The sequence below is a fragment of the Vibrio sp. 10N.222.49.C12 genome (assembly GCF_041475025.1).
Taxonomy (GTDB): Bacteria; Pseudomonadota; Gammaproteobacteria; order Enterobacterales; family Vibrionaceae; genus Vibrio; species Vibrio crassostreae_C.
On record NZ_JBFRVF010000065.1, the window covers coordinates 43,081 to 62,486 of the forward strand.

21 protein-coding genes are annotated in these 19,406 nt (G+C 45.0%); 6 read left to right on the top strand and 15 right to left on the bottom strand.

Annotated features, from left to right (window positions below; all coding sequences use genetic code 11):
• Positions 1 to 225: 225 nt before the first annotated feature.
• Positions 226 to 1,101 (top strand): endonuclease/exonuclease/phosphatase family protein, encoded by an 876-nt coding sequence (locus AB4583_RS18180; protein WP_102428362.1) that lies wholly within the window; start codon positions 226 to 228, stop codon positions 1,099 to 1,101.
• 163 nt (positions 1,102 to 1,264) lie between these two features.
• Here AB4583_RS18180 and AB4583_RS18185 read toward each other — a convergent pair whose 3' ends face one another.
• From AB4583_RS18185 to AB4583_RS18205, 5 genes are all read right to left on the bottom strand, one after another.
• Positions 1,265 to 1,696 carry a YeeE/YedE family protein gene (locus AB4583_RS18185; protein ID WP_016787649.1) on the bottom strand — a complete coding sequence of 144 codons (432 nt, stop codon included), beginning with the start codon at positions 1,694 to 1,696 and terminating at the stop codon, positions 1,265 to 1,267.
• Positions 1,696 to 2,157 (bottom strand): YeeE/YedE family protein, encoded by a 462-nt coding sequence (locus AB4583_RS18190; RefSeq protein ID WP_010429747.1) that lies wholly within the window; start codon positions 2,155 to 2,157, stop codon positions 1,696 to 1,698. Before AB4583_RS18190 ends, AB4583_RS18185 begins: the two co-directional genes overlap by 1 nt.
• A gap of 202 nt (positions 2,158 to 2,359) precedes the next feature.
• Entirely contained in the window at positions 2,360 to 3,592 is a 1,233-nt protein-coding gene (locus AB4583_RS18195; protein WP_372118631.1) for a glycosyltransferase, read from the bottom strand.
• 97 nt (positions 3,593 to 3,689) lie between these two features.
• Positions 3,690 to 4,154 carry a GNAT family N-acetyltransferase gene (locus AB4583_RS18200; RefSeq protein WP_029235379.1) on the bottom strand — a complete coding sequence of 155 codons (465 nt, stop codon included), beginning with the start codon at positions 4,152 to 4,154 and terminating at the stop codon, positions 3,690 to 3,692.
• Between the two features lie 22 nt (positions 4,155 to 4,176).
• Entirely contained in the window at positions 4,177 to 5,274 is a 1,098-nt protein-coding gene (locus tag AB4583_RS18205) for a ketoacyl-ACP synthase III (RefSeq protein ID WP_017060124.1), read from the bottom strand.
• A 122-nt stretch (positions 5,275 to 5,396) separates the two neighbouring features.
• Between AB4583_RS18205 and trxC the strand changes: the two genes are divergently transcribed.
• Entirely contained in the window at positions 5,397 to 5,831 is a 435-nt protein-coding gene (trxC, locus tag AB4583_RS18210) for a thioredoxin TrxC (protein WP_017060125.1), read from the top strand.
• A 102-nt stretch (positions 5,832 to 5,933) separates the two neighbouring features.
• Here trxC and AB4583_RS18215 read toward each other — a convergent pair whose 3' ends face one another.
• Together AB4583_RS18215 and AB4583_RS18220 are read right to left on the bottom strand one after the other, a co-directional pair.
• Positions 5,934 to 7,613, bottom strand: a complete 1,680-nt coding sequence (locus AB4583_RS18215) for a GMC family oxidoreductase (protein WP_372118634.1) — start codon at positions 7,611 to 7,613, stop codon at positions 5,934 to 5,936.
• Positions 7,606 to 9,210: a long-chain fatty acid--CoA ligase gene (locus AB4583_RS18220; RefSeq protein ID WP_372118637.1), complete on the bottom strand. Its 1,605-nt coding sequence runs from the start codon at positions 9,208 to 9,210 to the stop codon at positions 7,606 to 7,608. Before AB4583_RS18220 ends, AB4583_RS18215 begins: the two co-directional genes overlap by 8 nt.
• A 365-nt stretch (positions 9,211 to 9,575) precedes the next feature.
• Between AB4583_RS18220 and AB4583_RS18225 the strand changes: the two genes are divergently transcribed.
• Positions 9,576 to 10,601, top strand: a complete 1,026-nt coding sequence (locus AB4583_RS18225) for an AraC family transcriptional regulator (protein WP_372118639.1) — start codon at positions 9,576 to 9,578, stop codon at positions 10,599 to 10,601.
• A gap of 57 nt (positions 10,602 to 10,658) precedes the next feature.
• On the opposite strand, the gene AB4583_RS18230 is transcribed toward AB4583_RS18225, so the two are convergent.
• A complete protein-coding gene (locus tag AB4583_RS18230; RefSeq protein ID WP_017060129.1) occupies positions 10,659 to 10,898 on the bottom strand; it encodes a hypothetical protein in 240 nt (79 codons plus the stop codon).
• Here AB4583_RS18230 and AB4583_RS18235 point away from each other — a divergent pair.
• Positions 10,870 to 12,021 (top strand): MFS transporter, encoded by a 1,152-nt coding sequence (locus AB4583_RS18235; RefSeq protein WP_029235229.1) that lies wholly within the window; start codon positions 10,870 to 10,872, stop codon positions 12,019 to 12,021. The two genes, AB4583_RS18230 and AB4583_RS18235, sit on opposite strands and share 29 nt — an antisense overlap.
• Before the next feature lie 134 nt (positions 12,022 to 12,155).
• On the opposite strand, the gene AB4583_RS18240 is transcribed toward AB4583_RS18235, so the two are convergent.
• Positions 12,156 to 13,049 (bottom strand): AraC family transcriptional regulator, encoded by an 894-nt coding sequence (locus AB4583_RS18240; RefSeq protein WP_017060977.1) that lies wholly within the window; start codon positions 13,047 to 13,049, stop codon positions 12,156 to 12,158.
• 50 nt (positions 13,050 to 13,099) lie between these two features.
• Between AB4583_RS18240 and AB4583_RS18245 the strand changes: the two genes are divergently transcribed.
• Positions 13,100 to 14,497 (top strand): MATE family efflux transporter, encoded by a 1,398-nt coding sequence (locus tag AB4583_RS18245; protein ID WP_372118642.1) that lies wholly within the window; start codon positions 13,100 to 13,102, stop codon positions 14,495 to 14,497.
• A 102-nt stretch (positions 14,498 to 14,599) separates the two neighbouring features.
• On the opposite strand, the gene AB4583_RS18250 is transcribed toward AB4583_RS18245, so the two are convergent.
• Positions 14,600 to 14,995: a nitrous oxide-stimulated promoter family protein gene (locus tag AB4583_RS18250; protein ID WP_372118645.1), complete on the bottom strand. Its 396-nt coding sequence runs from the start codon at positions 14,993 to 14,995 to the stop codon at positions 14,600 to 14,602.
• A 2-nt stretch (positions 14,996 to 14,997) separates the two neighbouring features.
• Positions 14,998 to 15,513 (bottom strand): GNAT family N-acetyltransferase, encoded by a 516-nt coding sequence (locus tag AB4583_RS18255; protein ID WP_372118647.1) that lies wholly within the window; start codon positions 15,511 to 15,513, stop codon positions 14,998 to 15,000.
• A gap of 97 nt (positions 15,514 to 15,610) precedes the next feature.
• Between AB4583_RS18255 and AB4583_RS18260 the strand changes: the two genes are divergently transcribed.
• A complete protein-coding gene (locus tag AB4583_RS18260; protein WP_017060973.1) occupies positions 15,611 to 15,820 on the top strand; it encodes a DUF2986 domain-containing protein in 210 nt (69 codons plus the stop codon).
• A 114-nt stretch (positions 15,821 to 15,934) separates the two neighbouring features.
• Here the strand turns inward: AB4583_RS18260 and AB4583_RS18265 are convergent, their stop codons facing one another.
• From AB4583_RS18265 to AB4583_RS18280, 4 genes are read right to left on the bottom strand one after another with little or no spacing between them, the layout of a single operon-like run.
• Positions 15,935 to 16,858, bottom strand: coding sequence for an ABC transporter substrate-binding protein (locus AB4583_RS18265; RefSeq protein ID WP_017062538.1), 924 nt, complete (start codon positions 16,856 to 16,858; stop codon positions 15,935 to 15,937).
• Between the two features lie 2 nt (positions 16,859 to 16,860).
• On the bottom strand, positions 16,861 to 17,736 hold the full coding sequence (locus AB4583_RS18270; protein WP_017069111.1) for a metal ABC transporter permease: 876 nt from the start codon (positions 17,734 to 17,736) through the stop codon (positions 16,861 to 16,863).
• Entirely contained in the window at positions 17,736 to 18,470 is a 735-nt protein-coding gene (locus tag AB4583_RS18275) for a metal ABC transporter ATP-binding protein (RefSeq protein ID WP_372118652.1), read from the bottom strand. Before AB4583_RS18275 ends, AB4583_RS18270 begins: the two co-directional genes overlap by 1 nt.
• Entirely contained in the window at positions 18,470 to 19,405 is a 936-nt protein-coding gene (locus tag AB4583_RS18280; RefSeq protein WP_372118655.1) for a metal ABC transporter solute-binding protein, Zn/Mn family, read from the bottom strand. The genes AB4583_RS18275 and AB4583_RS18280 overlap by 1 nt, the downstream gene beginning before the upstream one ends.
• Between the last annotated feature and the right edge of the window lies 1 nt (position 19,406).

Consider the following 19,406-nt stretch of genomic DNA (forward strand, 5'->3'; position numbering starts at 1 on the left):
CTAGATATTGTGGCGTATTTAACGAGAACCACCAACTTTGAGTATTGATTTGGATCAATAAAAAGAGAACGCTGACTAAGATCAATTCAATATTATTACGCTAGTTCTCAAGTCGAAAAGAAACAATGTAACAATAAAAAAACTCCTAAAAAGAGTTGAATTTTTGGTAAGTGTTGTAGGATAACGGCTCATCAATATTGGCAGACAAAATTAGGGATATTTGGCATGAAACGACTTCAAAACTGGATAATGTTAGGCTGCTTACTCAGTAGCCAGACATTTGCTGAACCTTTGACCATATCCAGTTGGAATATCGAATGGTTATCAACCAACGAGGCTGTGAATAAGTTTTCTGACAAACGTGATCAAGCTGATTTCGACAAACTCGCAACTTATTTTCAATCCTTAGACGCAGACGTGGTTGCGTTTCAAGAAGTCGATAACGTAAATGCCATTCAGCGTGTGGCTGGTGATCAATACAAGATATTGATGTCTGACCGGGCGCTATCTAAGAACAGCAACCGCCAATTTAAAGAAGTGAACCAATACACGGGATTTGCAGTTCGTAAAGGAGTAGCCCTCACCGACTACGCTGACTTTCCGCTTGAAACCACATCCAACAGTAAACTTAGGTTTGCCAGCTATATCGTTGTAGAAACAAACTTTAAACCCATTCACATGTTGTCTGTGCATTTAAAGGCAGGTTGTAGCGGAGCGTATAAGTCCAACCGCGATTGCTCTCGTTTAAAAGAGCAAGCTCAGCAACTGAACAAGTGGATAAAGCAAAGAGAGCGCAATAACGAAGACTACGCCATTCTTGGCGACTTTAACCATAACCTCGCTTACTCACGAGATTGGATGTGGAAAGAGTTATCACAATATACTGATGCGCTGTTAGCGACACGAAAGACCCGTGCAGATTGTAAGGTACGCTCTAACCGCAACAATTATCGCACACATCAGTTCCGCTCTGTTATTGATCATATTGTGGTGAGTGAGTCGCTAAATGCTTCTCCTGCAAAGCAGAAGGTATTTGAAACACAAGATGTTCTGGACTACAAACTCAGTGACCACTGCCCAGTTTCAACGACTATTAAATAGTAGATTTTAGATAACAACAGATTGTAGATAACTGAAAATAATAGAAACAGTAAATATAGAAAGAGGCTGACTGACTTTCGTGCTGAAAGCGAGTCAACCTCTATGCTTGGTCAGCTCAGAACGGATAACGTCAAAGCCAATGTAATCAGCTATAAGCTTGCTACTAACACGTTTTGTTCATACGATCCGCCAGCCACATTCCCACCAGCATGCTTATCATAAACACCCACACCGTCGGGTTGCCGCCACTTAGGCTGGTTACCGCAGGGCCTGGGCAAAAGCCTGCAATCCCCCAGCCTAAGCCAAACGCTGTAGATCCAAGAATCAGCTTTCTGTCTATCAACGGATTGTTACGGCTATCTAACGGCTCGCCATTGATGGCTTTAGCGCGCTTTTTAATGACCAGATGATAAAACGGTGCAAAGACCAATAGCGCGCCACCCATGACGAATGCCAAACTAATGTCCCAGTTACCGGTAATGTCTAAGAAGCCGAGTACCTTCTCAGGATCAACCATCCCTGAGATGATCATGCCAGAGCCAAAAAGAATACCTGCGACCAAACCGATAACGATAGTAAATGAAGCGTTTTTCATTATGCCCCCAAGCCAGTCAGATTCTTGATAAACACGGTTACGATTGCCACACCCATAAATACACAGGTCGCAACAATAGAACGTTTAGATAAACGAGCCATTCCGACAATGCCATGCCCGCTAGTACAACCGTTCGCTGTTTTAGTACCAAAGCCCACCAGAAGGCCAGCAATAATCACTAAAGCGAGATTCATCTCTTCTAACTGCGGAAGTTGGTAGCCCGTCGGAATTAATAGCCAACCACTTGCGACCATTCCCACAACAAAGGCGATACGCCAGTGTTTTTCGGTGTTTGCTGTATCCGCATCTTTACGTTCTTTGTTGCTGGTGCCAGTTGGCAATAATCGGCTGACAATGCCACTAATGCCAGCAACTCGACCAATCCCCAACATTAAAACAATGGCCGACACGCCTAACAACATGCCGCCGAAAAAAGCATCCCAAGGAATCAAACTAAGCACAAACCTCTCCTATCCACAAACATCATAAACTCATAACAACCTATAAATTAGAGTTTACTAATAAATATAAATTAGTCAATGCTAATGTATTGCGAGTATGTGTCGTTTTGTAAGTCTGGAATTAACAAGCGCCCTGCATGAAAAAAGCCCCTAGGTGTTAACCTAAGGGCTTAAGATTTATTCTGTCTTTGGTAAAGAACAGCTATTTGACCTTGTTCTTCTCAGCAATCCATTGCGACATATACTTCGTGCTCGCCATGCTGTGGTGTTTGAGCATCGAACCAAAGAAGTTATCCAGTCGATGAGATTCAAGATCCGACTCTAACGCAATCAATCGCTCAATCAATGTGTCGCCCAGTTTATTCTGCTCGTAGTGCGCTTCAAGGATTGAATGACATCGGCTTTGTGCCTTAAGCCACTTCTCTTCATCTTTATAAAGGGCAACTGCAGCTTCAACAAATTCGTCGATATCATCAGCAACCGCACCTGGCCATTGCAGTTCTCCTTGTGGCAACATGCCTTCGCTGCCGATTTCACTGGTCACGTTCGGAGTCTGTAGCTTCATCGCATCAAGTAACTTGCCTTTAATGCCTGCGCCAAATCGTAAAGGTGCAACACACACACGAGCCTGCTCCATCACTTCTTGAGCGTCTTTCGCCCAACCTTTGATATGGAAGCCAGTTTTAGGGTTATGCAAAGCGGTTGCTTTTGGCGGCGGATACGATCCATAAATATGAAGTTCAGTGTCAGGTAACTGTTTACGAATCTTCGGCCAAATCTTCTGTAGCTGAAGTACGGCATCCCAGTTCGGTGCGTGTCTAAAGTTGCCTATCGTCATGAAATGCTTACGTTCTTCAAAGCTTTTCGTGCTTTCAGGAAGCGTATTAAGATCAACCATGAACGGCAGATGATGAAGCAGTTTGGGATCGATATTGAACTCAGATTGAAGCAGTTCCATCTCGTAACTTGAAATGATCAACGAAAGATCACAGCGCAAAATCGCGGCAATTTCACGTTTAGCCAAGTCACTGTACAAGTGTGCTTTGGTCAGATCTGTTTCTTTCTTAACCGCTTCGTGTCGAGCATTACGCAGAAACTGTAAGTCTTCCGTATCCAGTAACTTAAAGGCATTCGGGCATACTTTCTCGACACGCCAACCAAACTGTTCTTCCATCATAAAACGGTCAAACATCACAACATCGGGCTGCAGCTCTTCAATGTAATCGTCAAAGCTATCGCAATTTAACTGTATAGATTGGCTTGTGATGCCCTCTTCAGAGAGATCAATCATGTGCTCGGTTTCTTGAGCGGGTGTTGCAAATTCAACTGACCAACCTTGTCTCTTAAATAGACGTAAAAGAGACATCATATGGCTGCCAGCCGCCGATGAATTCGGTTCTGGCCAAACGTAGCCAATTGCTAAAACTTTCTTCAAAATACTTCCTAAGAAATAACAAAAGGGCCACAGAAGCCCCTAATAAAACGTTAATCGAGTTATGCCGCTGATAATAATGGTTCTAAGAACTCAGCGATCAGATTCGTTCACCTACATTGCGAGCTATCATAAGCACTTCATCGGCTGAGTAAAAGTTTGAAATCGTGGTTTCGACTTGAGCGCCCAATGTCGACTGATAGAGCTTTTGTGCAAAGTTATCTGCTCTGGTGGTCACTAATACATGTTTTAGTGTCGAGCCCTGCTCTGATAGCTTCTGCTTCACTTGAGGCAAAGAGTCTAGAATCAGCTTTTTGCCCAATCCTTGCCCCTGAGCACTCGGTAACACAGCAAGTTGTTCTAGCTCCAAAACAGCTTCAGGCCTAAACCCACTCTTTTGAACCCAAATAATGTAGCCGACAATCTCGCCATCGCTTTCAGCAACAAAGTTAAGAAAGCGTGGCGCAGCATTTAAGTTACATTGTAACCAATTTTTTGAGTTTTGCTGTCGAACAAAAGTAGCTTGGTGAACTAAAGCCGCTCCATCGAGGTCGGCTTCTGTCATAAAACGAACTTGCGCCATGCTGCTACTCATTCTCAGAATTAGGACGCGTTTTACAGTGTAAAATGGCTCTCTCTAGAAGTTCTAATGCCGAGCTATCTGCTTCTGGAAGCTTAGCGTCCGATTGACCTAACGGATCAACACGGCTACCCCACTTAATATGGCCTGCCCCCCAAGTTAAACCGGCACCGAATGCCGCCACAAGGATGTTTGAGTTCGGTTTAACAAAGCCTTGCTCTAACGATTCACACAATGCAATTGGCACAGTCGCAGCCGACGTGTTGCCATAGTTTTGAATGTTCACAAACGCTTTCTCACGTTCAATGCCCGCCATATCACACAGAGTTTGAATAATTCGGATGTTCGCTTGGTGCGGAATCACAACATCGATGTTTTCAGTTGAGATGCCAGTGCGACTCAATACTGTATGTGCTGCAGCGCCCATTCCTTTCACTGCACGCTTGAAGATCTCTTTACCAACGAAATCAAAATCCCAGTAACCGTTATCAGCAGCAAAGCGGTCCATAGACGTACCGAATTTTGGTACTGCTAGAATGTCACGGCCCTCTGCGTCACAACCGATTTGAGCTTCTTGTAAACCCACTTGTTCTTCAGTACGCGATAAAACCACAGCGCCAGCGCCATCACCGAATAGAACCGCAGTATCACGCTTGGTCCAGTCGATGAAGAATGAAAGACGCTCTGCACCCACAACGATCGCATTGCGGTAGTTGCCCGCTTGAATCAATCGAGTTGCTGTTTCAACACCGTAGATAAAGCCTGTACACGCTGCATTAAGGTCAAAAGCTGCTGCGCTCTTGATGCCTAAGTTCTGTTGAACTTTAGACGCGGTATTTGGAATAAGAGAGTCTGGACTGCACGTCGCTACGATCACAAGATCGATATCTTCGGCTGTTAAACCAGCACACGCCATTGCATGTTGAGCAGCAACGGTCGCTAGCTCAGAGGTATTTACATGACTGATACGACGATTTTCGATACCAGTTCGAGTACGAATCCACTCGTCAGACGTATCAATGAAAGTGCTTAAATCATCATTGGATAGCACGGCTGGTGGCAGACACTTTCCCCAGCCCGTAATTTCAGCGTAAAATTTTGTCATCATTTACCTGTTTATTGTTTGTTTTTATTTGAGTATCTTATTCTTGTTTTAAACAGTATAAGCGTTCCGTACATGATTCGTAAATCGCGTTAGGCACGGAGACGCAATAAAAAGAGAAAGTTATGTCTACATTCAACACACGTTGCCCTTCTTGCGGTGGCGTAAACCGAGTTCCTTCAGAAAGAATTTCAGAAAGCCCTACTTGTGGTAAGTGCAAAAACGCACTTCTAGACGGTGCACCAATCGAAGGTACGTCACTGAATTTCCAATCAATTTTGAACAGTTCACAGCCTGTCGTTGTCGATTTTTGGGCGACATGGTGCAACCCATGTGTAGGTTTCGCACCTGTGTTCAGCGATGTCGCTAAAGAGCGCGCTGGCGATGTTCGATTTGTTAAAATTGATACCGAAGCTCAACAGCAACTGGCGGCTATGTATCAAATCAGAAGCATCCCAACGGTGATGGTGTTCAAGAACGGTCAACGTGTTGATACGATTAACGGTGCACTGCCAAAAGGTCAATTTGATCAGTGGCTTAATCAAGCACTAACTAAGTAATACTATTGGTTAAGCTATTGATTTAGCATTACTTAATTCTAAGTAAGCACACAAAAATAGGTTAGAGAGTCTTACCAAATCAAGACTATCTAACCTACTGTTTTATTTATGGTTATCACTTAACTTCTTGAATAAAACTACGGCTTCGCCTTTCGCTTGAATATTAGATTCTTGCTTGCCAAACCCGTATTGCTGTTTGATTTGATCTGCGACTTTCTCAGCAATCATAATGGTTGGTGCATTGGTGTTTGCCCCAATCAGTGTCGGCATCACAGAAGCATCAATGACTCTCAAATTATCCAATCCATAAACTTTGAGATCTTTATCTACCACAGCTAAAGAATCGCTACTAGGTCCCATTTTACAGGTCCCGATCGGGTGATACTGAGTGTCTGCACGATTGCGAATATCTTGCTCGATAGCCTTGTCATCACTGGCGTCCACAGGGTAGAAAGCATTGCCTCGGATATCATCAAACGCGGAACTCTCTAACATTTGATACTGCTTCTTCCAGCCCTTAATCATGATCTCCATGTCTTCAGGATGACTGAAAAACGCAGGATCGATCTTAGGCGGATCATAGGGATCATTACTATTGAGCGTTACGGTGCCGTAGCTCTTCGGTCGCAATAAGGTGACATGAGAGGTAAAGCCATGACTGGTATGAATTTTTCTAGCATGGTCATCTACAACAGCGACCACAAATACAAACTCTAAATCCGGTACAGCGATATGATCTTCGGAACAGAGAAAGCCTATTCCCTCTGCAAAATTACTGCTCATTTTACCGCGGCGTTCTTTGTGCCATAGTGGTAAGGCTTTGGTCATTTCAGAGGCCATTTGCAGCGAGATACCAAAAGTTTCACGCTTTTCACTGCATTTATACGAATGTACTAAGTCGATATGATCTTGAAGGTTCTTGCCCACTCCAGGTAATTCATGAACTTGTTCGATGCCATGCACCTCTAGTTCAGTTTGAGCACCGACACCAGACAGTAGTAGCAATTGCGGAGAACCAAACGCGCCAGCAGATAGAATCACCTCTTTGTTGCATTGGATCTGATAACGCTTGCCGTTAGATCCATATTCAACGCCAACCGCTTTCTTTCCTTCAAATAAGACCTTATGTGTGGTGGCTTTAGTCACGACCGTGAGGTTCGATCGTGAAAGGTTTGGCGTTAAGTAAGCCTTAGCAGCACTGCATCGTTCGCCATTCAGCTGAGTGACCTGAGTCGGCATTGCACCAAACTGAGCAGCCCCATTTATATCTTCATTGCGTGGCACACCTATCGACTCACACGCAGTTAAATACCGCTCCAACATCGGGCTTGGCGACCTAAGATTTGCCACATTAAGAGGACCACCTTGGCCGTGATACTCATCTTGGTGAACTTCGTTATTTTCTGCTTTCTTAAAGTAAGGCAGACACGAATCATAGTTCCAGCTAGCATTGCCTAAGCTCTCCCATGTGTCATAGTCATAACGATGTCCACGGGCGTACATCATGGCATTGATAGAGCTGGAACCACCGAGAGTCTTGCCCCTCGGTTGATAGCCCTTCCTACCATTTAAACCCGGCTGTTCGACTGTCTCGAAAGCCCAGTTATTGAGCTTGGTCGGCATCATAGCCACAACGCCAACCGGCGTATGAATAAATGGGCTCGTATCTTTACCGCCAGCTTCTAACAAGCAAACCGTCACATTAGGGTCTTCCGACAATCGAGAAGCCATCACACAACCAGCCGAACCGCCACCTACGATGATAAAGTCATAGTTATCCATTGATTGCCTCCGCAACTTCTAAAGGGTGTAGCTCTCGTTTTAAGACTTTTCCGGTTGCTGTCATGGGTAAGGCGCTACGAATAAACACCTTACGAGGATATTTGTAATCCGCGAGTTGCTCACGACACCAAGCCATCAAAGATTTGCTATCACACTGAGTATGCTCGTGAAGTACAACATGGGCGTGAATCTCTTCACCCAACTGATCATGGTGCTCGCCCACCACCGCCACCATCTCCACATCAGGGTGACACATCAACACTTCTTCGACTTCACGTGGATAAACGTTGTACCCACCACGAATAATCATGTCTTTAACACGGTCAACAATGAACAAATTGCCATGCTCATCGACGCGACCGATATCTCCCGTTAAGAACCAACCATCACGAATAGATTCAGCTGTCGCCTCTGGCCTTTGATAATAGCCTTTCATCACACTTGGGCTTTTAATGCAGACTTCGCCGAGTTCACCCATAGCGACAGAGTTGCCTTGTATATCAGTAATCTTGATGAGGTGGCCACATAAAGGCTGACCGACACTACCCGATAAACGATCGCCATCAATATGATTAAAGGTCGCAACCGGCGCCGTTTCCGAGAGCCCATAACCTTCTAAGACTGGTAATTCAAAACGAGATTCAAACTGTCGTATAACCTCAAGCGGCATAGAAGCACCGCCAGAAACACCTAACCTCAAGCTGTGTTTAACCTGTTCAGAGCGTTTGCTTGTGTTTTCTAAACTATCAGAAGACTCTTCTCCCGCCTTTAATAGCGCGATATACATAGTAGGAACACCCGCAAACACGCTGACTTTATGGCTAATGATCTGTTCAATAACCAATGACGGTTCAAAACGAGGAATCAACACCATGGTGGACCCTGTTAGCACACTCGCGTTCATCATCACCGTCTGACCGAAGCTATGGAATAAAGGCAGTGTAGCCATTGTGGTGTCGCTGTACTCCAATCTCATTAGATACTGTGACGACATCGCATTGGTTTGCATGTTGGTGTGGGAAAGCTCAGCCCCTTTTGGTTGACCCGTCGTGCCAGAGGTATAAAGGATCACAGCGGTATCATCGCCATGACAAGCCACAGACTCAAAAGGAGTAAAAGGTTGTGCCAACCAATCAGCGATTGATTCATGCTCCTCATTACTTTCTAAAGTAGTGTCTGTGTTTGTTGGGATAGGCATCTCGACAAAGTGTTCACAGTGGTTTGCCTGCTCAAAACCTTGTAAACCATAGCGACCAATTGGAAGCTCTTCACTGCCGTCAAAACATAAATAGGCCTTCGCGTTAGAGTCATTAAGGTGATAAGCGATCTCTCTGGCCTTGAATAGCACGTTCAAAGGCACGACTACACAACCCGCTTTTAGAATCCCGTAATAGGCTATCGGAAAGTAAGTCACGTTCGGGCATGACAACGCTACCTTATCTCCGTTCTGCAACCCAAGTCTTTTCAAGTTAGCAGCCACGTTTCCAGAAAGTTGTTCCAACTGAGAAAAGCTGACTTCATCCGTCCCCATTCTTAGCGCGACTTTATTTGGGAAAAGCGAAGCGCTGCGCTCCAAGTTAACAGCAAGATTGTGCATCCATGATCTCCTTATTCGACTTAGACCTATTAGTCACGGTCACCGTAGACGTTGTTGTGTTTTGTTTCGAATATGTGTTTAACCTATGTTCATTTGCTCTTTGCTTTCGTTTCTAATCTATTGTTATTTCGACCCTATGCACACGTGTCCGTGTATGGCTCATTAAATTACAACATTTAGATAACATTTCGAACAGGTTTCAAAAAGACAAAAACCGGTGATATTCGGACACAGCCTGCGCTAGCCCAATAAAACCTTGCACACATAAACCAAAATTTGGAACAAGCTTGCGAAAGTGAGAACAAGCAACAGGCATAAATGTTAAAAGTTCGGTTAAGATATCGATATTCAACAAGAGGCAGCTTATGGAATACACCGCAGTTTACGAACCCGACATGCAAGCATTCGGCATTCTGGATCTTCAGTTGTTGCATCGTTACCTGTCGCCTGTTCTCAGTATCGAAGAGTTGCTCGAAGGCAGTAACATCGATGCTCTCCAACTCAACACACCCGATACACACATCACTTTGGCGCAAAAGCTTGCTGTGTTCAGTAACGCGTTAGCGAATTCCAACGAAGACGGTTTGGGGCTTAAAGTCGGCCAACAAGCGAGGTTCAGCGACTTCGGCGTGCTCGGTTATGCGGTGTTTAGTAGCGAAACACTACTCGATGCCTTTTTAATCGGGTTCAAGTATCTGCAACTTGCTGGCCCTGTCCTCAGGAAAACCATGTCTGTAGAAGACAACATTGGTTACTTTCGCGCAGAGCAACTTATCGAACTCGATTCTTTACTGCCCTTTTGTTGTGAATACTGGTTCGCGGCGATACACAGTTTGTGCGAAGAGGTCTTGCAGCAGCCCTTTCCTTCTCAAGTGATCCGCTTCCCCTATCCAAAACCTGAATACGGCGATCTATACACAGAGATTTTCCGCTGCCCGGTTGAATTCAATAATGACCGGCTTGAATGGGAGTTCGACGCAACCACCTTGTATTCATCTCTTCCTACCGCCAACCCCATCACTTTACAGATGTGCTTAAAATCGTGTGATGACATGTTGGCAAAAGTCAGTGCACCCAGTAGCCTCAAAGAGAAAGTCTCTCAGATGCTGATTGAAAGGCCAGGATGTTACCCTTCTATAGAATCCATTTCTTCAGAACTGGGCATGTCTTCTCGAACTCTGCGTCGTCACCTGAAAGCAGCGGATACGAGCTATCAGAAGATACTGGACCATGTTCGCTTTCACCTTTCCCGGCACTACCTTTCTTCAACTCGAATGAGTATTGAAGAGATATCTGAACGAGTTGGCTTTTCTGATAGCGCTAACTTTCGTCATGCCTTTCGTAAGTGGAGTGGTAACTCGCCACGTCAATACCGTAAAGAAACGGTCTAACACTTAAAATCCCACTCAATCCAAATCATAAAAAGACAATCACGCTGCAATCTTTTTCTAAATTAAACCACCAATGAACAACGGCTTAACGACTTTTTGCCCGCATAAAATCTCGCCAAACCACCAAATATCGCAACCGTATTTTAGTTTAGTTGGTCGATAAATTTCTTTTATCTTAACGACCATTTTTATTTGTTTTACCCAATTCAGTTTCTCCCCCATAGTCGCGGAAAATTCATCGTTTCTTTTACTATCAGAGGCTCCTGCATTGGACAACATCCAACCAACAACTCGCATAACTGTTCCTGTTATTGCATTGTCTTTTTACGCGATCGCTTCAGGCTACTTAATGAGTTCATTACCATTAATGCTGTCTGAGTATGGCTTAGACAAAGATCTATCGAGTTGGTTGGCGAGTGCATTCTATGCTGGTCTACTGGCTGGTACATTATTGATTGAACGTGCCATTGCGCGTGTTGGCCACAAAGATGCGTTCGTCATCGCATTGAGTGTGTTCATCGCAACGATCCTTGTATTGCCATTGATCCCACACCAAGCAGTATGGCTACTAGCTCGCTTTGTGGCTGGTGTGGCGGTTGCAGGTATCTTCGTGATTGTAGAGTCTTGGCTAATGAGCGGTGACGAGTCACAACGCGCAAAACGTCTCGCTATCTACATGTGTTCACTGTACGGCGGTTCTGCAGTTGGTCAGCTTGGTATCGGTTACTTAGGTATTACTGGTGGCGTACCTTTCATCGCAATGTTCACCCTTCTGTTTGGTGCGATCATTGTGCTGATGTACGGACAAGCAACTCCACCACAGATCCACGATGCGCAATCTTTGTCTTTAAAGCAGATCAGCAAATTAAGCCACAGCGCGCTAATTGGCTGCATTGTTTCCGGATTAACGCTAGGTGCGATTTACGGCTTGATGCCAGTTGAACTTGCTCAACGTAACATTGCACACGAAGACATTGGTGGTTTGATGGCTTTGGTTATCATGGGTGGTATGGCTGTACAGCCGATGGTGACTTGGTTATCTCACCACGTAGGACAAGTGTTATTAATGGCTCTGTTCTGCCTGCTAGGGGTTGCAAGCATTGGTGTGCTGACTATCAATCACGATTTCTACGTACTAGGCATGAGCTTGTTCGTATTAGGCATGGCCACATTTGCGCTATACCCAATCGCGATTAACTTAGGTTGCCGTAACCTTGACCCAAGCTACTTGGTGTCAGTGACTCAAATCATGCTACTTTGCTACAGCATCGGTTCTGTTGCGGGACCAATCGTTGCAGACAGCTTTATGGATTCACAAGCAGGATTGTTCACTTACCTGTTCGCGTCTCTACTTGCTACAACGATCTACATGTTGATTGCTAGCCTAAAGCGCTCTCACCTACAGATTGCAGGCGAGTAAGCTTAAATAGACAGACACTAGATGCGTGTCATTAGGGCTCCGAGTTAAGATTTTATATCTAAACGAAGGGCCCTTTTCAACTCATGCCTATATGTAACCTTCTTCTCCCACACTTCTCATTTCATCGTGCAAGGCTAACCAAGAAGTCGATGGCTCTTTCGATATTGACTGGGTGACAAACCGAAATGCTTTTTGAAACGATGCGAAAAGTTATAAGGATCTTTGTAGCCTAAGCGATTAGCAATCATAGAAACTGACCAATCTTGATATTTCAGTAGACTGGTGGCTTTGTCCATGCGTAATTGAATCAATTTACTGCGTGGCGACAGGTTAAATAGCGTCTTGGTGACTCTATTGAGTTGCTCTTCACTGATAAACACTCTTTCAGCCATCCCTGCCACTGTCCATGGCTGATGCAGACTACTTTCAATTTCGTTATAGAGCGCTTGAACACGTGCAGTGGTGCTGGTCGACTTAGGCTCAAACCCCGTCAATGTTCGGATAATTTCACTCAAGAGTAACTTACGGTAACTGGCTCTACCGCCTATCTCAAAGTAAACCAAGTTCATTAATGACCAGATCTGCTCACACTCTCCAAAAGGCACAATCCCCTGTCCTAAACTTGCTATGTGCTGCCATTGCTTGGTGTCAGGCGTCAGCATCCACGCCATTTTCCAATAATTATATTGAGGATCGAGTTCAAAACGAAATGGGGTTTCAGCAGGAAGCACCACGAGTGTATAAGGTGTAATCGCTTGGACCGATGTTGCGGTTGTTAGAATGCCGCCACCTTCCATAGTGAAAATCAACGTATGAACATTAACGGATTCGCGCTCAACCCAGTAGCCATCATATAGCTTCGCCATGCCGCCCATATAGACACCAAAGCTTTTCATCTCTGGAATATCTTCAACGGTCAAAAAACGTTCTTTGCACTGTTCAGCGAGAAAAACATCATCATGCCAAGTTGATTTTGGTCTCATTGAATCAATGACGGATTCGCACAGGTTTTGTTGTTTTTTAAACATGTTGTTACTTCGCTCAAATCACTATAGTTCTGCCATAAATCGGAGAGCTTATGACAACTAACATCAACCCTAACTCATCTATGAGTAACAAGCCAGAGAGCATCTTACCTCGTATCGTTAAACTGGGTTTACCTGTTGCTTTACAAAGTGCGCTTGTCGCTATTCTTGCCCTTGCTGACGTATTAATGGTCAGTGATTATGGTATGGAAGCAGCTGCGGCTGTGGGAATTGCATCAAAATGGCACTTTGTTGCTATTATGATTATGGCAGGGTTGGCCTCAGCAAACGGAACATTAGTCGCTCAATACTGGGGAAAGAACGACCGAAAAAGCGCGCGAACGGTATCATCTATCGCGATGGTGTTTGGCTTAAAAGTTCTGCTGCCTGTTACTGCAATCATCACTCTTGGTTCTCAGTTTTTAATGATGTTGCAAACCAGCGATCAAACCGTGATTGAACTTGGCACGACTTACCTATGGTATGGCTTCCCTGTTCTACTGCTGACTCACATTGTCGTCGTGGTGGAAGCAAGCATGCGCTCATCAGGTGACACCGTAACCCCACTACTATTGGGCGCGGTGACCATTGCACTCAACATTGCGCTTAACTTCGTTCTAATCAAAGGTGCCTTTGGTATTCCCGCTATGGGCGTAGCAGGTGCGGCACTGGCGACGACACTCGCTCGCGCGATTCAAGTTGGCTTGATGTATAGCTACATGCGTATGCGTAAACACTGGTTGTTAACCACGCCTAGTTCACCACATCGTCCATCATTATGGTTGTCTTACCGTCGTATTGCTTTGCCACTAACGATGAATGCCGTGTTATGGGCAATGGGCACTATGGCGTACCAAATGATCTTCGGTCACATGGGTACAACAGAACTTGCCGTGTTCTCTATGCTCGCGCCGTTTGAGTCGTTGTGTTACTCGATTTTCTTTGGTATTTCGGTGGCGTGTTCAGTGTTGCTTGGTCATTCATTAGGCCGTGATGAGTTTGATGACGCAATGAGTATGGGGCTGACGTTCATTAAAGCCGTCGTTGGATTTGGCGCAGTTGTTGGATTGCTACTGTTTATGGGCAAAGAGCATGTTCTAACATGGCTGAACCTTTCTACAGATGCGCTCTACCCGCTCGCTTCACCTGCAATGACCATTATGTGTTTTGCTGTGGTGATTCGTATGCTGAACATGGTGATCATCAACGGTATTATTCGCGCTGGTGGCGATAATGCGTTCTGCCTGCGTATGGATTTCATCGCGATGTGGATGGTGGGTATTCCAGTATGTTTTTACGGCGCGTTTGTCGCTGGATGGGATTTCAAATACATCTATGGTTTGATGTTGGTGGAAGAAGTGGTGAAACTGGCAATTTGTTCTCATCGTTACCTAAGCCGACGCTGGATCAACAACCTCACAGTGACCTACGACGAGCCTCAAGCAGCATAAACTATTTGGCTACATTTAAGCTGAGATAGCAGCGTATCTACATCAAAAAGGTCTGAGAAATCAGACCTTTTTCGTTTCTTCAGCAACCACTTTAGACGCCAGTTACTTCTTATTCATTCGGATATGACGGTTCGAAACATTCGGCAACGGCTTCTCAGGCACCTTTCTTTTTTCATGTATCAAATGTCTGATCGCTAAAATCGGATGCTTGAGTAACATTCTTGGCCCAGCATAGCGCATCACTAAACGCATCTGCTCTTTCGGATCGGGCTTATAGCAATGGATCGGACACTTATTGCACGTCGGTTTGGCTTCACCATAAGGGCAACGGTCAAGTCGTGTTTCGGCATAACGTAACAGTTGATCACACTCTTCACATAACGCGCCATTCTGACGTACTGCACCGTGGTGATCTTTACAGTAGATGCGCACCATCGCAATAACGGTTTTGTACTCCGTTGCGAGTTCGCCTTGTAGAATGTTGTTATGTTGAAACATGATTAATTGCCCAGAGATAAACCGTACAGGTTGAGATTAACGCTTTCACTTAATACGTCTTCGATTCGCTCAAACACAAAACCTAACTTAGTCAGTAATGCGATACTTCGAATGTTATCAGAGGTAGTGATGGCAACTAAATGATCGATATCAGCATTCTGCTTAGCTTGTTCAATTATTGCTTGTGCCGCTTCGTGAGCAAAACCTTGCCCATACACCTCTGGAACAAAGCCATAGCCAATATCATGCGAGGATAAGGTATCTCTTTTAATTAACCCGCAAATACCAATTGGGGTGAATGAGTCCTTCATTTCGACCATCAATAGGCAAACACCCTTCTCTTCATGCATCTTAAGAATGTTGTTTTTGATGTATTCAACGGCCTTGTCAGTGTCGTTGATTTCCTTATCACCAATGTAACGCAGGAAATCTTCTGAGCTGTATAGTCGTTGAATAAACGCCGCATCTTGAGGTGTGATCATTCTTAATCTTAAACGTTCGGTCTCGACTGACTGCATAGTGATATTTTCCTTGCTGAATACCATGTAAATATTGAGTTCTAGAGCTAAAATGATTATCCTCCACCGCCTAAACTAAATACAAGGCTATGCAGCAATGAACCGTAAGAAAAAAATCAATCAAATTCTAAAAAAGAAGCAGAAACAGGCGAATTCTAAACTGCATAGTAGCAACAAGCCTCGCTACATCTCTAAAGCTGACCGTGCAAAAATGGAAGCTGAAGAACAAGCGAAAGCAGCTCAAGAGCAAGCTGAAGGTTCAGTAGAAGCAACGGTTGAAGCTGAAGAGACAAAAGCTGCAGAGTAAGTTTATACTCGCAGTCCTCTTGTCTGACACTCTTTTCAGAGCCAACAGACAAGAACAAAAAAGCAGCCTCAAATTGGGCTGCTTTTTTGATCCTACCATTTTTAATCGCGCTGGTTAGCCTTTGAATGGCTGCACTTCCCAACGGGCAAACGGTGCTTTTGCGTTGATTCCCGCTCTGCCCCAACGATCAACAGAATCCACTACCAAGATACGCTCATTCGGTACCAATGATTTAATCAAGTTGCTTGGCTTTTTCGCTGTAACTAACCATAGAGCATCATCTTCCGAAAACATCTCTTTAAGCTTGGCTTTGTCCTGCTCTGTCCATTCCAGTTCAGCTTTGAACATGCGTTCTTCAACAAACAGTTGGCTGCCAGAGGCGAAATCTTCCAAGCTTTCTGAAAGCAACAATACTGAATCTACGTCATTGTCGAGCAATACTGCTTGCTGCTTGTTGATCAGTTCACGAACATCCAACATCACACGTTGTAAGTTGCTATCAATCGTTTCAGCTTGCGCAGGCCACAACAACTTAAAGTCGTCAGCCACAATCGCCGCCATACGCGTTAGATTGGTCGGGTTTAACCATGCGTATTTAGACACATCACCATTCGACAATGTAAGCGCAGCAACGCCTTGTGCACGCGGTGTAATCGCTTGAGCGGCATCAACCTCAACTAAACGGATATTGCTTTGTCTTGCGTATACAAACGTAGGGTCGGCTTGCCAGATCGATGACAACGTTACCGCAACGGTCGCCTTTTCACCCGATTGAAGCACTTTACTCGCACCCTTGGTACCAAACCAATTCGGCAGACGGTCAATACCGTAGCGCTTAGGTGGTAGATATTCGGTCGTAATGTCCGTGCCTTTGGTTAGCTCTGTCGCCAATGCATAAGTCACAGGTGTACTGGTTAGGATGTCTTCTGCATTCACGTTCAGTGACATCACAGAACCAGCCATTAATACACTACCAAGTACACTCACTTGAGCCGTTGCTTTTACTGAGCTAGCGATACGATTCATTAAACAAGTCATGATTACGCCTTTCTTACAATTCGGTATAGCGTTGCCGCTAGGAAAAATGTCGCTGAAACGATGATGATCGAAGCGCCCGAAGGTACTGGTAGTTTGAATTCCATAGGTAAGACGGTTCCAACTAAACACGCGACTGTTGCCAGTAATGCCGACAGCAATACAAAGCTGCCCATGCGTTTAGTTAACAAGCGAGCTGTCGCACCTGGGATCAGCAATAATGCACCAACCAGAACAGCACCTACGATCTTCACCGCTGCAATCGTCACTAAGGTGATCATCATGACAAACAAGTAGTCGTAGAAACTGGTGTTATAACCACGAACCTTGGCAATATCAGGGCTGATACAGGTTAGAAGAATACGGTTGAATGTCGGTATCAAGAGCAAGATGATGATCGCGCAACTACCTGCGAGAATCGCTAAGTCTTGGTCTGTTACCGTAAGAATCGAGCCAAACAGTACGTTTTCAAGCATGTGGATATTGATCTTACGAGCAACATACATCAGTAACGCCGCACCCACAGCCAACGCTAGCGCAAGGAAAACACCCACTAAGGTATCGTATGGAACGTTGGTCCTGTTTCTTACAAAGTGAAGAAGCAGAGCGAAGATCATACAGAAGCTAAACAAACCAATAATTGGGTTTTCTGGTGGCTCGCCAAGCAAAACACCAATAGCGATACCGGTTAACGCTGCGTGGCCGACGGCTTCTGAGAAGAAAGCCAGACGCTTGGCAATCACCAAAGTACCCAGACCACCTAACAGAGGACCAAGTAGTAACGCTGCAACCAAAGCATTGACCATGAAGGCATACATGAAACTGTCTGATAACCAGCCCGCTTCCACGCCACTAATGGCTAGTTGTCGTAACCAATCCATTACGCAACCTCCTTCGATTTGGTCATCGCAGAGCCACTGCTGTAGTGCTGGAACAGGCTCTCGATTTTACTTGGGTGTAAGACTTGTTCGTGTGGGCCACTATCAACCAAGAATCGATTCACAACATGTACGTTCGCTTCGAGTCGACGCACTGCCGTGACATCGTGGTGTACCGCAAGGATCGTACGACCTTCACTAACACATTCACGAATTAACGATTCAAGATAACGAACGCCCTGCTCGTCCATACCCGTGGTTGGTTCATCCAACACCAGTAGACTTGGGTTATCTAATAGCGCTTGGGCAAACAGCACGCGTTGCTGCTCACCACCCGATAACTGTCCCATGCGGCGGTCGCTACGAGTAACCATACCAACGCGGTCTAACTGGGCAAGAGCAAGATCCAATTGCTTAGATTTACGGCGCCAAAACAATGGGATTCGCGTTTGATTAAGCAATACGAAGTCCATTACCGTCAAAGGTAAGCTCGATTCGAAAGTCGCTTTTTGGGGAACGTAACCAATACTGGGCTTTTCTGGCCAGTGGATATTGATTTGACCAGAGAAAGGCGTAAGTCCAAGTACAGATCGCAACAAAGAAGTTTTGCCTCCACCGTTTGGTCCTATAATCACATGACACTCACCCGCTTTAAGTTCTAGTGAGATATCATCAAGAATCACGTTGTTATCGTATTGCAGGCCGAGTTTATTAATTGAGATTGATGGACCTAGCATTATGCGTTCCCGCTTTTAACTTGGTTCGCCGCCGCAAATTTCATTGCTTCGATTAACGTTTCTAGGTTTTTCTTCATCTCAACTTCCACTTTATCGTCTTCATATTCGCCGTGCGTCATGTGAGAAAAACGGTAAAGCTGAACGCCTGTTTCAGCTTCAATGGTGTCAACAAAACGGTTTGGCATATTTAGCTCGTAGAACAGAACATCAATACCCGATGCGCGGATCTTTTCGATCGTCTCTTGCAGTTGACTAGCACTTGGCTCAACACCGTGTGCAGGTTCAATCACCGCCGCCACATCCACACCAAACTCTTGGAGGATGTAGCCATACGCATTGTGTGTTGTCGCTACTTTCATGCCAGATGTGTCTAGCTCACCTAATGACAACATCGCATCACGCTTCATAAAACGAAATTGCTTGGCGTATTTGCGCGCGTTCTTGCGATAGAACGCAGCATTGTCTGGGTCGAGCTTAGAAACTTCACTTGCGATGGTGTAAACCTTTTGAATCGTGGTCGATAGGCCAACAAAAGTATGCGGGTTCACGGCACCTTGACCAACAGACTGGCCTAATGCGGGAAGTAGAGGCACTTCTTTGTTTGCTTCGATCACCACTAAATCATCACGTTGCGCGGCTGAAATCACTTTAAGCGCGAAGTCGTCGTGACCAATACCGTTTACCACGATTGCATCCATTTGGCTCAATCGCTTCAAATCATTGGGTTGTGGTAAGTAATTATGTGGGTTAAAACCAGCATCAACCAATGGAAGGATGTTCACTTTGTCACCCACCACCGCTTTTACATAGCTGTAGTAAGGCTGAAGGGTTATACCAATCGTTAGCTTGTCGCTATCGATCTTATATTCTTTTGCCAATGCATTGGGGGTCATTAACACCGCCAATAACGACATCAATAGAGTCATAATTCGCATA

Coding starts and splice junctions, on each gene's coding strand:
- AB4583_RS18225 (WP_372118639.1), top strand. CDS start 9,576: ATGGAATACACCGCAGTTTACGAACCCGACATGCAAGCATTCGGCATT.
- AB4583_RS18265 (WP_017062538.1), bottom strand. CDS start 16,858: ATGACTTGTTTAATGAATCGTATCGCTAGCTCAGTAAAAGCAACGGCT.
- AB4583_RS18260 (WP_017060973.1), top strand. CDS start 15,611: ATGAACCGTAAGAAAAAAATCAATCAAATTCTAAAAAAGAAGCAGAAA.
- AB4583_RS18250 (WP_372118645.1), bottom strand. CDS start 14,995: ATGTTTCAACATAACAACATTCTACAAGGCGAACTCGCAACGGAGTAC.
- AB4583_RS18180 (WP_102428362.1), top strand. CDS start 226: ATGAAACGACTTCAAAACTGGATAATGTTAGGCTGCTTACTCAGTAGC.
- AB4583_RS18185 (WP_016787649.1), bottom strand. CDS start 1,696: ATGAAAAACGCTTCATTTACTATCGTTATCGGTTTGGTCGCAGGTATT.
- AB4583_RS18255 (WP_372118647.1), bottom strand. CDS start 15,513: ATGCAGTCAGTCGAGACCGAACGTTTAAGATTAAGAATGATCACACCT.
- AB4583_RS18200 (WP_029235379.1), bottom strand. CDS start 4,154: ATGACAGAAGCCGACCTCGATGGAGCGGCTTTAGTTCACCAAGCTACT.
- AB4583_RS18240 (WP_017060977.1), bottom strand. CDS start 13,049: ATGTTTAAAAAACAACAAAACCTGTGCGAATCCGTCATTGATTCAATG.
- AB4583_RS18245 (WP_372118642.1), top strand. CDS start 13,100: ATGACAACTAACATCAACCCTAACTCATCTATGAGTAACAAGCCAGAG.
- AB4583_RS18220 (WP_372118637.1), bottom strand. CDS start 9,210: ATGCACAATCTTGCTGTTAACTTGGAGCGCAGCGCTTCGCTTTTCCCA.
- AB4583_RS18230 (WP_017060129.1), bottom strand. CDS start 10,898: ATGCGAGTTGTTGGTTGGATGTTGTCCAATGCAGGAGCCTCTGATAGT.
- trxC (WP_017060125.1), top strand. CDS start 5,397: ATGTCTACATTCAACACACGTTGCCCTTCTTGCGGTGGCGTAAACCGA.
- AB4583_RS18275 (WP_372118652.1), bottom strand. CDS start 18,470: ATGCTAGGTCCATCAATCTCAATTAATAAACTCGGCCTGCAATACGAT.
- AB4583_RS18270 (WP_017069111.1), bottom strand. CDS start 17,736: ATGGATTGGTTACGACAACTAGCCATTAGTGGCGTGGAAGCGGGCTGG.
- AB4583_RS18205 (WP_017060124.1), bottom strand. CDS start 5,274: ATGACAAAATTTTACGCTGAAATTACGGGCTGGGGAAAGTGTCTGCCA.
- AB4583_RS18280 (WP_372118655.1), bottom strand. CDS start 19,405: ATGCGAATTATGACTCTATTGATGTCGTTATTGGCGGTGTTAATGACC.
- AB4583_RS18215 (WP_372118634.1), bottom strand. CDS start 7,613: ATGGATAACTATGACTTTATCATCGTAGGTGGCGGTTCGGCTGGTTGT.